Genomic DNA, 12,908 nt, shown 5'->3' with positions numbered 1-12,908 from the left:
AGCAGCGGTTATCCTCTGTTTTGTCACCGGGTTATAGGCAGGGCTTAGGCCGGGTTTTCCACAGGGCTTAGGTGAGCCAATGAATGGCTGGACGTACCAATTACGCGCAAGTGAAGACCTGCCTGGATGGCATAAGTTGGGATTTCAGGACGTAGGATGGCTTAGCCGCAGGGAGGAATTGCGAATGCGGCGCAGGATTTGATGCGCCGCAACCCATCAGAAATATTGTGCAGCTGATGGGGTACGCGGCGGTGGAATGGGCAGTGGTGCCAGGCTCAACGGTCTCGCCGCTAACCCATCCTACCTGTCTAAGCGAGGTTATTTGCCGATACAGAAGCTGGAAAAGATTCGTCCCAGCAGGTCATCGGAACTGAACGCGCCGGTGATTTCTCCAAGCGCCTGCTGGGCCATGCGCAGGTCTTCAGCCAGCAGTTCGCCAGCACCGGCCAGGGTTAGCTGGGCATGGCCGTGCTTAAGATGAGCGGCCGCCTGTCGCAGGGCTTCCAGGTGACGCCGGCGGGCGCTAAAGCAGCTCTCTGAGGTCTGTTCATAGCCCATGCAGGCTTTCAGATGTTCCCTCAGCAGATCCAGGCCCTCTGTAGATTTAGCTGACAGGCTGATGGTGACGTGGCCGTCATTGCACACCTCCAGCGCCACGGATTCGCCTGTTAGGTCTGCTTTGTTGCGAATCAGGGTGACCTTGGCCGGATCAGGTCGTTGGTCAAGAAATTCTGGCCACAGGGCAAAGGGATCATCGGCTTCCGGCGCGGTAGCATCTACCACCAGCAGAATGCGATCAGCTTCGCTAATAGCTTTCAGCGCACGCTCGACGCCGATGCGTTCGACCTGATCCTCGGTGTCACGCAAGCCGGCGGTGTCCACCACATGCAGTGGCATGCCATCGATATGGATATGTTCGCGTAGCACGTCACGGGTGGTACCAGCGATCTCGGTAACGATAGCGGCCTCACGTCCAGCCAAGGCATTGAGTAGGCTGGACTTGCCGGCATTTGGCCGGCCGGCAATCACCACGGTCATACCATCGCGCAGCAGTGCGCCCTGGCCGGCTTCACGCAGCACACCGGCGAGGTCGGTACGCACCCCCTCGAGCAGACCCAGCACATGGCCATCGGCGAGAAAGTCGATTTCTTCTTCGGGAAAATCGATGGCCGCTTCGACATAGATACGCAGACTGATCAGCCGCTCAGTCAAACCATGTACGCGACGGGAGAACTCGCCTTGCAGTGAGCGCAGGGCATTGCGCGCGGCTTGCTCGGAACTGGCTTCGATCAGGTCGGCAATTGCCTCGGCCTGAGCCAGGTCGAGCTTGTCATTGAGAAAAGCGCGCTCACTGAACTCGCCGGGTCGCGCCAGACGTGCGCCGAGTTGTACACAGCGACGCAGCAGCAGGTCGAGCACCACTGGGCCGCCATGGCCCTGCAGTTCCAGCACATCTTCACCGGTGAAGGAGTTAGGCCCGGGAAAGTACAGGGCCAAGCCTTCATCGATTACTTGCTTGGCATCGGCGAAGAACGGCCCGTAGTGGGCATAGCGCGGTTGCAGTTCGCGCTGACAGATTGCCTGCGCCAATTGATTGGCCAATGGCCCGGACACCCGCACGATGCCTACCCCTCCACGGCCCTGGGCGGTGGCAACGGCAGCAATGGTTTCGGCGACGGTTTGCATGTGGCACTCCTGAATAGGGCATAGCAAAACGCCCCTGAAAAGGGGCGTTTGTTACAGCTTAGAAGCCTGTACGACTCAGGCGTTGGCAGCCTTGGTTGCAGCTTCGATCTTGCGGGTAATGTACCACTGCTGAGCGATCGACAAGACGTTGTTGACTACCCAGTACAGCACCAGACCGGCAGGGAACCAGAGGAAGAAGAAGGTGAAGATGATTGGCATCATTTTCAGCACCTTGGCTTGCATCGGGTCCGGCGGTGTTGGGTTGAGCTGCTGCTGGATAAACATGGTGGCGCCCATGATGATCGGCAGGATGAAAAACGGATCCTTGATCGACAGGTCGGTGATCCACAGCAGCCATGGCGCCTGACGCATTTCTACCGATTCCAGCAGCACCCAGTACAGGGCGAGGAATACTGGCATCTGCACCAGAATTGGCAGGCAACCGCCCAGCGGGTTGATTTTCTCTTTCTTGTACAGCTCCATCATCGCCTGGGACATTTTCTGGCGATCGTCACCGAACTGCTCTTTCAGCTGTGCCAGTTTCGGGGCAACGGCACGCATGCGCGCCATTGACTTGTAGCTGGCAGCGGACAGCGGGAAGAAGATCAGTTTGATGATCAGTGTCAGGACGATGATCGACCAGCCCCAGTTACCGAGCAGGTTGTGGATAACTTCCAGCAGCCAGAAGATCGGCTGAGCCAGGAACCACAGGATGCCGTAGTCGACAGTCAGCTCAAGACCTGGGGACAGCGTCTTCAGATGGCCTTGTAGTTTCGGGCCGGCATACAGAACTGCACTGGTTTCACCCTGAGCGCCGGCAGCAACCTGAATGGCCGGGCCGGTAAAACCGACGATGTAGTTGCCTTGGCTGTCTTTGCGGGTCTGTACTTGGTTAGTGCTGTCTTTGCTTGGGATCCAAGCAGTGACGAAGTAATGCTGTAGCCAGGCAACCCAGCCTCCTTGAACGGTTTCTTTGAAGGCTTGTTTGTCGATGTCTTTCATCGACACTTTTTTGTACGGCTCTTCGGCAGTCCACAGCGCACCACCGAGGTAAGTCGCGGTGCCGGTGGCGGTGGTGGAGGACGGATCGTCGCTGCCATCGCGCTTGAGCTGGGCAAACATGTTGCCGCTCCAGGCTTGACCGCTCTGGTTGTCGATCAGATAGCTGACAGTTACCTGATAGGAAGACGGATCAATGCAGCCAGGTTTCTTCTGTTGCTGCTCTTTGGCCGAACACTCAGCGTTCAAACCACGCTTGAAGGTAAAGCGCTTGATGTAATTGACGCCGTCTTCACTGAGCTTGAGATCAACCTGCAGCTGATCCTGGCCGTCGACCAGTGCATAGTTCTTCTGCTCGCTGCTCCATAGTGCACGACCGCTGGATTTGTCCGGCGCATTGCTGCCGATCAGGCCACTCTGTGCCAGGTAGGTGCGTTCGCCACCGTTGTCGAACAACTGGAACGGCACGTCCGGGCGATCCTGACGACGTGGGTATTGCGGCAGACGCAGTTGCACCACATCACCACCGCGCGGGTCGATGGCCAGGTCCAGCACATCGGTCTTGACGCGAATCAGCTCATCGCTGGCAGCAGCAGGTGCGGCACTGATGGCGCTGGGTTCAACAACAGCTGTGGCGCTCGGAATATCGTCGCTGCCAGCTGAGGTTGAAGTCGCAGCAGGAGTATCCGGTAAACCAGGCACGGTGCTGCTGGTCGCGGCAATTTCTGTCGGCAGGGCAGCTTGACCGTAGTCCTGGTTCCACTGGAGAACCATCATATAGGACACGATTGCCAGGGCGACGATCAGGATCGAGCGTTGAATATCCATGATTATTTGGCCATCGAAGAGGAACGGGAGGTTTTCGCGCAGGGAACCGGATCGTAGCCACCGGGATTCCACGGGTGACAGCGGCCAAGCCGACGCAGAGTCAACCAGCCACCGCGCATGACACCATGATGTTCAATGGCTTCAAGCGCGTAGCAAGAACAGCTTGGGTAGAAACGACAGTGGCTGGCCATCAAGGGGCTGATGGCGTAGCGGTAGAACTGGATGGGAAGCAAAGCCAGTTTACGCATGGGGACTGTCGTTCACCCCGGGTATTGCGACGGCTTCCGGGCTTGGCTTGCTGCGTTCGAGGCGTTTCCAGAGCTTGCCAAACTGGCGGGCCAGTTCGACGTTTTCCAGATCACCAAGGCCTTTACGCGCAACCACCACGATGTCCCATCCAACCAGATTGTCCTGGTTCAGGCGGAACGATTCGCGGATCTGGCGTTTCAGACGATTGCGCTCAACCGAGAGCTTGACGCTCTTCTTGCCAATCACCAGGCCCAGACGGGGGTGATCCAGCTCATTGTTGCGCGCCAGCAGCAGGACATTTTTGCCTGGAGCTTTGCCGCTAGGGGAGTCGAAGACTGCCTTGAATTGCCGGGGAGTTAGCAGACGCTTTTCCCGACTGAAGTCTCGACTCACCACAAGACCGAAATTTAGACGGCGAGACGCTTACGGCCCTTGGCGCGGCGACGCGACAGGACAGCACGGCCGTTCTTGGTGGCCATACGAGCACGGAAACCGTGGGTGCGAGCGCGTTTGATAGTGCTGGGTTGGAAAGTACGTTTCATGGTGCGGTACCTGGGTGGTCGACTACGGGCCGGAATGGCCCCCGTTTTAAGAGACCGGCAATTCTAGAGAAACCCGAGGGTCAGGTCAATTTCCAACCAGGCTTTTCCTGAATAAAGAAATATAAAGAAGAGAATATTTAAAGATGTTTAGTAGCGTTAGAAGCTATTAGCTATGTCAGGTTCTGTGCATAAGTACCTGAAGGCCACGGTTTTAAAGGCTTATCTCCAAGGGTAAGTCTGTCAGAAAGAGGTGCTGCAACTGTGTGGAAACCGCGCACAAGCTGAGGATGAAATGCAATTTTACCCACAGCAGGGTTGTCCACTGGTTTTTACCCGGGCTTATCCCTAGAGCTTAGGTTTGGTTATCCACAGCCTTTAGCTGTGGTGTTGGATAACTGACATGCATGATAAGACCTTGATTTTCCTTGTGCCTACGCATGCTTACATGTGGATAACTCGACCCTCGACAGCTACAATGACGGCTGTTTTTTGCCTCGCGCCTTTCGATTTTAGGGGATGTCCGTGTCTGTGGAACTTTGGCAACAGTGCGTCGAGCTTTTGCGCGATGAGCTGCCTGCTCAGCAATTCAACACCTGGATCCGCCCACTGCAGGTCGAAGCCGAAGGCGATCAGCTTCGCGTATATGCGCCCAATCGTTTTGTTCTTGATTGGGTCAATGAGAAATACCTCAGTCGCCTGCTTGAGCTGCTCACGGAACGGACCAATGGTCTGGTTCCGGATCTTTCCTTATTAATAGGCAGTAAACGCAGCAGCGCCCCGCGTGCAGCAGCACCTGTAGCTACTCCGGCAGTACCTTCGTTGGATACGCCGACTCCGCCTGCCGGTTTGGCTGCGAACGGCGCTGGCAGTGAGCCGTCGCGCGCAAGCTTCGACTCCATGGCCGGTGCGGCCAGTCAGCAAGCGCCAGTGCGTACTGAACGCACAGTGCAGGTAGAAGGTGGCCTGAAGCACACCAGCTACCTGAACCGCACTTTTACCTTCGATAACTTCGTCGAAGGTAAATCCAACCAGTTGGCCCGCGCGGCAGCCTGGCAGGTGGCGGACAATCCCAAGCACGGTTACAACCCGCTGTTCCTTTACGGTGGCGTGGGCTTGGGGAAAACCCACTTGATGCATGCGGTGGGTAATCACCTGCTTGCGAAGAATCCGAATGCCAAGGTGGTGTACCTGCATTCCGAGCGCTTTGTCGCGGACATGGTCAAGGCCTTGCAACTGAACGCGATCAACGAGTTCAAGCGCTTCTACCGTTCGGTGGATGCGCTGCTGATCGATGACATTCAATTCTTTGCCAAAAAAGAGCGCTCCCAGGAAGAGTTCTTCCATACCTTCAACGCTTTGCTCGAAGGTGGTCAGCAGGTGATTCTTACCAGCGACCGTTACCCGAAAGAAATCGAAGGCCTGGAAGAACGACTCAAGTCACGCTTCGGTTGGGGGCTGACGGTAGCCGTCGAGCCGCCGGAGCTGGAAACCCGCGTGGCGATTCTGATGAAGAAGGCCGATCAGGCCAAAGTCGATCTGCCGCATGATGCGGCCTTCTTTATTGCCCAGCGCATTCGCTCCAACGTGCGTGAGCTGGAAGGCGCGTTGAAGCGTGTCATCGCCCACTCGCACTTCATGGGCCGGGACATTACCATCGAGTTGATCCGCGAGTCGCTCAAGGACCTGTTGGCCCTGCAGGACAAGCTGGTCAGCATCGACAATATCCAGCGCACCGTGGCCGAGTATTACAAGATCAAGATTTCTGATCTGCTGTCCAAGCGCCGCTCGCGTTCAGTCGCGCGCCCGCGTCAGGTGGCCATGGCGTTGTCGAAAGAGCTGACCAACCACAGCCTGCCGGAAATTGGTGACGCCTTCGGCGGCCGCGATCACACAACGGTATTGCATGCATGCCGTAAGATTGCTGAACTTAAAGAATCCGACGCGGACATCCGCGAGGACTATAAGAATTTGCTGCGTACGCTGACTACTTAATACGCAACTCCACTAGGCAAGGGACTAGACCATGCATTTCACCATTCAACGCGAAGCCTTGTTGAAACCTCTGCAACTGGTCGCCGGCGTCGTGGAACGCCGTCAGACCTTGCCGGTTCTTTCTAACGTGCTCTTGGTGGTCGAAGGCCAGCAGCTGTCGCTGACCGGTACCGACCTGGAAGTCGAGTTGGTCGGTCGCGTGACTCTGGAAGAGCCTGCGCAGCCGGGTGAGATCACCGTACCGGCGCGCAAGCTGATGGACATCTGTAAAAGTCTGCCGTCTGACGCGCTGATCGATATCCGTATCGACGAGCAGAAGCTACTGGTCAAAGCCGGCCGCAGCCGCTTCAGCCTGTCCACCCTGCCCGCTAATGATTTCCCGACAGTTGAGGAAGGCCCAGGCTCGCTGACCTTCAGCCTGGTACAAAGCCGGCTGCGTCGCCTGATCGAGCGCACCAGCTTTGCCATGGCGCAGCAAGACGTGCGCTATTACCTCAATGGCATGCTGCTGGAAGTACAGACCGGCATCCTCCGTGCGGTGGCTACCGATGGTCACCGTCTGGCCATGTGCTCGATGGAGGCAGCCATTGAACAGGTCGAACGGCATCAAGTTATTGTGCCGCGCAAAGGTATTCTTGAACTGGCCCGCTTGCTCACAGAGCAGGACGGCAGCGTCAGCATCGTTCTCGGTCAGCACCATATCCGTGCCACCACTGGCGAGTTCACCTTCACCTCGAAACTGGTCGACGGCAAATTCCCGGATTACGAGCGAGTGTTGCCGCGTGGTGGCGACAAGCTGGTGGTCGCCGACCGTCAGGGCTTGCGTGAAGCATTCAGCCGTACCGCGATTCTGTCCAACGAGAAATACCGTGGTATCCGCCTGCAACTGGAATCTGGCTTGCTGAAAATTCAGGCCAACAACCCGGAGCAGGAAGAAGCCGAAGAAGAAATTGCGGTGGATTACAACGGCAGCGCGTTGGAGATTGGCTTCAACGTCAGCTATCTGCTCGACGTGCTGAGTGTGATGACCACCGACCAGGTGCGTCTGATCCTCTCCGATGCCAACAGCAGTGCCCTGGTACAGGAAGCGGACAACGACGACTCTTCTTATGTTGTTATGCCGATGCGTCTGTAACCACTGAATGTCCCTTACTCGCTTTACCGTCACCGCGGTGCGTAACCTGCACCCGGTGACCCTCTCCCCCTCCCCGCGTATCAATATCCTCTCCGGCGCCAACGGCAGCGGTAAAACCAGCCTGCTCGAAGCCATTCACCTGTTGGGTTTGGCCCGTTCGTTTCGCAGCACACGCTTGCTTCCGGTCATTCAGTACGAGCAGACGGCTTGCACGATTTTCGGTCAGGTGCAGTTAGCGGATGGCCGGCAAAGTAACCTGGGGATTTCACGGGATCGTCAGGGTGAGTTTCAGATTCGTATCGATGGGCAGAATGCGCGCAGCGCTGCGCAGCTTGCTGAGACGCTGCCGCTGCAGTTGATCAATCCAGATAGTTTCCGTTTGCTCGAAGGTGCACCGAAGATTCGTAGGCAGTTTCTCGACTGGGGAGTGTTCCACGTGGAACCTCGTTTTCTCCCAGCCTGGCAGCGCCTGCAGAAGGCCCTTCGTCAGCGGAACTCATGGCTGCGGCATGGTACACTTGACGCCGCTTCGCAAGCGGCCTGGGACCGAGAGTTATGCCTGGCCAGCGACGAAATTGACGGTTATCGACGCGCCTATATTCAGGCCTTGAAACCGGTTTTCGAGCGTACCCTGAACGAGTTGGTTGAGCTGGAGGGGCTGACCCTCAGCTACTACCGCGGGTGGGATAAAGAGCGTGAGTTGAACACAGTACTCGCCTCTACCCTCTCCCGTGATCAGCAACTGGGCCATACCCAGGCAGGGCCCCAACGTGCTGATCTCAGGTTGCGTTTGGGAGCGCACAATGCCGCCGAGATACTTTCGCGTGGGCAGCAGAAGTTGGTTGTATGTGCCCTGCGCATTGCCCAGGGGCATTTAGTGAATCAGGCCAAGCACGGCCAATGCATTTATCTGGTGGATGACTTGCCGTCAGAACTGGATGAGCAGCACCGTCGTGCGTTGTGTCGATTGTTGGAAGACTTGCACTGCCAGGTGTTTATCACCTGTGTAGACCATGAATTGTTGAGGGAAGGCTGGCGCACGGATACGCCAGTTGCCATGTTCCACGTGGAACATGGTGGCATCACCCAGACCCACGACCACCGGGAGTGAAGGCATGAGCGAAAACCAAACGTACGACTCCAATAACATTAAGGTCCTTAAGGGCCTGGATGCCGTACGCAAGCGGCCTGGTATGTACATCGGCGATACCGACGATGGCAGCGGTCTGCACCACATGGTGTTCGAGGTGGTCGATAACTCGATTGACGAAGCCTTGGCCGGTCATTGCAGTGAAATCACCATCACCATCCACCCGGATGAATCGATCAGCGTGCGTGACAATGGTCGCGGTATTCCGGTGGATATCCACAAGGAAGAAGGCGTTTCCGCTGCTGAAGTGATCATGACCGTCCTGCACGCAGGCGGTAAGTTCGACGACAACAGCTACAAGGTTTCTGGCGGTCTGCACGGTGTGGGTGTTTCCGTGGTTAACGCGCTGTCCAAGGAACTGGTTCTGACCATCCGCCGCAGTGGCAAGATCTGGGAGCAGACCTATGTGCATGGTGTGCCCACAGCACCCATTGCCACGGTTGGCGACAGTGACACCACCGGTACGCAGATCCACTTCAAACCATCCGAAGAGACCTTCGCCAATATCCATTTCAGCTGGGATATTCTGGCTAAGCGTCTGCGCGAACTGTCGTTCCTCAACTCCGGTGTCGGCATCCTGCTCAAGGATGAACGCAGCGGCAAGGAAGAACTGTTCAAGTACGAAGGTGGTCTGCGTGCCTTCGTTGAATACCTCAACCACAACAAGACTGCGGTCAACCAGGTGTTCCACTTCACCGTGCAGCGTGACGACGGTGTGGGGGTAGAAGTCGCCCTGCAGTGGAACGACAGCTTCAACGAGAACTTGCTGTGCTTCACCAACAACATTCCGCAGCGCGATGGTGGTACTCACCTCGCCGGCTTCCGTTCAGCGTTGACGCGTAACCTGAATGCCTATATCGAGCAGGAAGGTCTGGCCAAGAAGCACAAAATCGCCACCACGGGTGACGATGCTCGTGAAGGCCTGACCGCGATCATTTCGGTAAAAGTGCCGGACCCTAAATTCAGCTCGCAGACCAAGGACAAGCTGGTTTCCAGCGAAGTGAAAACTGCAGTCGAGCAGGAAATGGGCAAGTACTTCTCCGACTTCCTGTTGGAAAACCCCAACGAAGCCAAGGCCGTAGTCGGCAAGATGATCGACGCTGCGCGTGCTCGTGAAGCAGCGCGTAAGGCCCGCGAAATGACCCGCCGTAAAGGCGCGCTGGATATCGCCGGCCTACCGGGCAAACTGGCTGACTGCCAGGAGAAAGACCCTGCCCTTTCCGAACTCTATATTGTGGAAGGGGACTCCGCGGGCGGTTCTGCCAAGCAGGGCCGTAACCGCAAGACTCAGGCGATTCTGCCGCTCAAGGGCAAGATCCTCAACGTCGAGAAAGCCCGTTTCGACAAGATGATTTCCTCCCAGGAAGTTGGCACCCTGATCACCGCCCTGGGCTGTGGCATCGGCCGCGATGAGTACAACATCGACAAGCTGCGCTACCACAACATCATCATCATGACCGACGCCGACGTCGACGGTTCGCACATCCGCACTCTGCTGCTGACCTTCTTCTTCCGTCAGTTGCCGGAGCTGGTTGAGCGCGGCTACATCTACATTGCTCAACCGCCGCTGTACAAGGTCAAGAAAGGCAAGCAGGAGCAGTACATCAAGGACGACGACGCCATGGATGAGTACATGACGCAGTCGGCCCTGGAAGAGGCCAGCCTGCACGTCAATGAAGGTGCGCCGGGTCTGTCCGGTGAATCGCTGGAGCGGTTGGTCAATGATTACCGCCTGGTGATGAAAACCCTCAAGCGTCTGTCGCGTCTGTACCCGATCGAACTGACTGAACACTTCGTCCACATCCCGCGCGTAGAGACCGAGCAACTGGCCGACAAAGCCGCCATGGAACAATGGCTGGGCCTGCTCGATGGTCGTCTCAAGGGGATGGAAAAATCCGGCCTGGTATACAAAACCAGCCTGCATGAAGATCAGGAACGTCACCTCTGGCTGCCGCAGGTTGAACTGGTCTCCCATGGGGTATCCAGCTACATCATCTTCAACCGCGACTTCTTTGCCAGTAACGACTACAAGACCGTTACCAGCCTGGGCGATCAGCTCAACAACCTGCTGGAAGAAGGTGCCTATGTGCAGCGTGGCGAGCGCAAGAAAGCGGTCACTACCTTCAAGGATGCGCTGGCCTGGCTGATGGCTGAAAGCACCAAGCGCCACAGCATCCAGCGCTATAAAGGGTTGGGCGAGATGAACCCGGATCAGCTTTGGGAAACCACCATGGACCCTGAAGTGCGCCGTATGCTCAAGGTGCGTATCGAGGATGCGATCGCAGCTGATCAGATCTTCAACACGCTGATGGGTGATGCGGTAGAGCCGCGTCGTGACTTTATCGAGACCAACGCCCTGGCGGTATCCAACCTGGACTTCTGATCCGGTTGTCGACGGGCAGGTTAATTGGCATGATTTAACGAGTTATTGTCATGACAATTTCTGTCACTACCCCGGCCTAGCGCCGGGGTTTTTCTTTGTAGATCAGGCTTTTAGGCATAGCCACACAACCACCCATAGGCGAGCTGTGTAGTGAAGCTACAAGGAAGAGGCGATAAATCTCGTTTTGGCGTGGACGAATTCTGGGAGATTCGGCGGGGCGGCTAGGGCGCTTCAATTTATGCCAATCAAAAGGGCATCACCCATCAGTGATGACTTGATGGGCAGTACGATGCGACACGCTTGCGGCTTCTTTAAAACGAACCGCATGCTGATGTGCCTGCCACCCTGCCACCCTGCCACCCTGCCACCCTGCTGGAGGTGGACAAAGTTATTTGCCCTTTCGGCCAAAGTTAAGCGGTTCGGTCAAAGTAATTTGGCGATAGCCTAAAAATAGAAGCCCCTGCTGACGCGAGTCCGCAGGGGCTTTTTGCTTAGCTTGAAGCCGCTACTGGCCGGTGTTCCAGTCGGCCAAGAAGGCTTCAGTCAGGCGGTGCTTGGTCTTGTGCTCCTCAACGATTCCGGCTGATTTCATCCTGCTGAAGGTCGAATTCATCGAGGCTTTGTTGGTTTTGTTTCCCGGTATACGCCTGGTTCTCAACGCATCGATAACCCATTGGCTACGAATGCGGGGTCGTTGATCGTTCAACATGTCCACAACCAAGAACGTCATGTAGCCCTTGCTGATACCCCATTTTTTGGCAAACGCGTCGGGTAGATCTTTGGTCTGCTGGGCAGTGATATCCAGCCCAAACCATGCAACGTAATCATCAGCATGGAACGCAGTGCCTTCGTGCAGCAGCTTTGCTACTTTGGCCTTCAGGCCATCATTCAGTGCAGGGTGAGTGACTTGCTGTATCGCACGCTCAAGATCGCCCCCTGCTTGCTTCAATACGCCGGGTTGTAGGCCATCCAGCAATGAAGCCCAAAGCGCGTACAAATCTGCAAAAGCAGACCAGCCCTGTTCGATAACACTTGGAGATTTGTATCGAAGATCACCCATTCGACGATCTTCGGCTGGCAGGGAACTCATGCCGACCAAGGTAGCTCTGACACCATCCACGAGTATGTTGAGCGGGGTTATGTTCCTATGGGTGAACCCCAGCCTGTGTAGATAGCCAAGCCCCGCGAGTAATTGCTCCAGCCAGTGCCGGAACTCGTCGGCACTGATAGACGCTTGGTCAAAGAGCGTCTCACCACTCGCCCATGCTCGACTGATGAAATAAGCATCGGTACTGGGAATTCGAGCAAGATCGAATACCCGCTCCAGTGCAGGATGATAAATCTGAGCGAGCTGATGATATTGATCAGCCACCAGCTCCCAAACTTCATCTGCATCGTCATAGATCTGAACCGCGCAATCGAAGCGTCCAGCGACGTGACGAGACCGCCAGATGCTTGAGAATGCATCCTCATCGACCTGCTCGACTAATTCATAACGATTATCGAGAACTGCACCTGGCTCAGCCTCAAAAGGAGCTTCTGCCGCAGCAAGTGCAGTTGAAGCTCCCTCGCTCATCAGGTTTGCGATCAAGTGCGATAAGCGCTCTGAGGCCGTCTGCCCTTCTGCATCGTTGCTTCCGGAGATTTCCAAATGAAGAGTGTCGACCAAGGGTTTAAACAACGAGGTGATGAGGTCGATGTCGTCGCCAGCGCTATGGTTGTTCAGGACGTCGATAAAGCAAACCTCACCGGCATCAGTGAGATAGATTGAGTTCACGGAAACCCTGCCCAGTGTGGCTCCACGGCGATGGATGCCTGAATAGGCCCCGCTTCCCTAGAGACCTCCGAGCCTCATAATTGAGGCCCATTAGGAGGTGCCATGAGCAACCAGCGTTACCCCGAAGAATTCAAGATCGAAGCGGTCAAGCAAGTGACCGAGCGCGA

Annotated in this window: 10 protein-coding genes; 4 read left to right on the top strand and 6 right to left on the bottom strand. The window is 56.3% G+C overall.

Annotated features, from left to right (window positions below; all coding sequences use genetic code 11):
* Positions 1 to 318: 318 nt before the first annotated feature.
* The 5 genes from mnmE to rpmH all read right to left on the bottom strand — a co-directional run bounded on the left by mnmE (position 319) and on the right by rpmH (position 4,304).
* A complete protein-coding gene (mnmE, locus tag IOD17_RS00050; protein ID WP_233683084.1) occupies positions 319 to 1,686 on the bottom strand; it encodes a tRNA uridine-5-carboxymethylaminomethyl(34) synthesis GTPase MnmE in 1,368 nt (455 codons plus the stop codon).
* Positions 1,687 to 1,761: 75 nt separating this feature from the next.
* Positions 1,762 to 3,513: a membrane protein insertase YidC gene (gene yidC, locus IOD17_RS00045; RefSeq protein WP_233683083.1), complete on the bottom strand. Its 1,752-nt coding sequence runs from the start codon at positions 3,511 to 3,513 to the stop codon at positions 1,762 to 1,764.
* A 2-nt stretch (positions 3,514 to 3,515) separates the two neighbouring features.
* A complete protein-coding gene (yidD, locus tag IOD17_RS00040; RefSeq protein WP_233683082.1) occupies positions 3,516 to 3,761 on the bottom strand; it encodes a membrane protein insertion efficiency factor YidD in 246 nt (81 codons plus the stop codon).
* On the bottom strand, positions 3,754 to 4,158 hold the full coding sequence (gene rnpA / locus IOD17_RS00035) for a ribonuclease P protein component (protein ID WP_418904242.1): 405 nt from the start codon (positions 4,156 to 4,158) through the stop codon (positions 3,754 to 3,756). The genes yidD and rnpA overlap by 8 nt, the downstream gene beginning before the upstream one ends.
* 11 nt (positions 4,159 to 4,169) lie before the next feature.
* Entirely contained in the window at positions 4,170 to 4,304 is a 135-nt protein-coding gene (rpmH, locus tag IOD17_RS00030) for a 50S ribosomal protein L34 (RefSeq protein WP_002551315.1), read from the bottom strand.
* A 522-nt stretch (positions 4,305 to 4,826) separates the two neighbouring features.
* Here rpmH and dnaA point away from each other — a divergent pair.
* The 4 genes from dnaA to gyrB are packed head-to-tail and all read left to right on the top strand — an operon-like array spanning position 4,827 to position 10,964.
* The gene (gene dnaA, locus IOD17_RS00025; protein WP_233683080.1) at positions 4,827 to 6,296 is read left to right on the top strand and encodes a chromosomal replication initiator protein DnaA; all 1,470 of its coding nucleotides are present in this window, start codon (positions 4,827 to 4,829) and stop codon (positions 6,294 to 6,296) included.
* 31 nt (positions 6,297 to 6,327) lie between these two features.
* The gene (gene dnaN / locus IOD17_RS00020; protein WP_233683079.1) at positions 6,328 to 7,431 is read left to right on the top strand and encodes a DNA polymerase III subunit beta; all 1,104 of its coding nucleotides are present in this window, start codon (positions 6,328 to 6,330) and stop codon (positions 7,429 to 7,431) included.
* A gap of 7 nt (positions 7,432 to 7,438) precedes the next feature.
* Complete coding sequence (recF, locus tag IOD17_RS00015; RefSeq protein WP_233683078.1) at positions 7,439 to 8,542, top strand: DNA replication/repair protein RecF; 1,104 nt, start codon at positions 7,439 to 7,441, stop codon at positions 8,540 to 8,542.
* A 4-nt stretch (positions 8,543 to 8,546) separates the two neighbouring features.
* A complete protein-coding gene (gene gyrB, locus IOD17_RS00010; protein WP_233683077.1) occupies positions 8,547 to 10,964 on the top strand; it encodes a DNA topoisomerase (ATP-hydrolyzing) subunit B in 2,418 nt (805 codons plus the stop codon).
* 505 nt (positions 10,965 to 11,469) lie between these two features.
* On the opposite strand, the gene IOD17_RS00005 is transcribed toward gyrB, so the two are convergent.
* The gene (locus IOD17_RS00005) at positions 11,470 to 12,741 is read right to left on the bottom strand and encodes a protein kinase domain-containing protein (RefSeq protein ID WP_233683076.1); all 1,272 of its coding nucleotides are present in this window, start codon (positions 12,739 to 12,741) and stop codon (positions 11,470 to 11,472) included.
* Between the last annotated feature and the right edge of the window lie 167 nt (positions 12,742 to 12,908).

The organism is Pseudomonas anguilliseptica (assembly GCF_021375795.1).
GTDB lineage: Bacteria > Pseudomonadota > Gammaproteobacteria > Pseudomonadales > Pseudomonadaceae > Aquipseudomonas > Aquipseudomonas anguilliseptica_A.
Note: the sequence above shows the minus strand (reverse complement) of the source record. Positions and strands in the feature narration are given on the sequence as shown.

What these genes read in the sequence shown, in the direction of transcription:
- gyrB (WP_233683077.1), top strand. Translation starts at nt 8,547, where the DNA reads ATGAGCGAAAACCAAACGTACGACTCCAATAACATTAAGGTCCTTAAG.
- recF (WP_233683078.1), top strand. Translation starts at nt 7,439, where the DNA reads ATGTCCCTTACTCGCTTTACCGTCACCGCGGTGCGTAACCTGCACCCG.
- yidC (WP_233683083.1), bottom strand. Translation starts at nt 3,513, where the DNA reads ATGGATATTCAACGCTCGATCCTGATCGTCGCCCTGGCAATCGTGTCC.
- yidD (WP_233683082.1), bottom strand. Translation starts at nt 3,761, where the DNA reads ATGCGTAAACTGGCTTTGCTTCCCATCCAGTTCTACCGCTACGCCATC.
- dnaN (WP_233683079.1), top strand. Translation starts at nt 6,328, where the DNA reads ATGCATTTCACCATTCAACGCGAAGCCTTGTTGAAACCTCTGCAACTG.
- mnmE (WP_233683084.1), bottom strand. Translation starts at nt 1,686, where the DNA reads ATGCAAACCGTCGCCGAAACCATTGCTGCCGTTGCCACCGCCCAGGGC.
- rpmH (WP_002551315.1), bottom strand. Translation starts at nt 4,304, where the DNA reads ATGAAACGTACTTTCCAACCCAGCACTATCAAACGCGCTCGCACCCAC.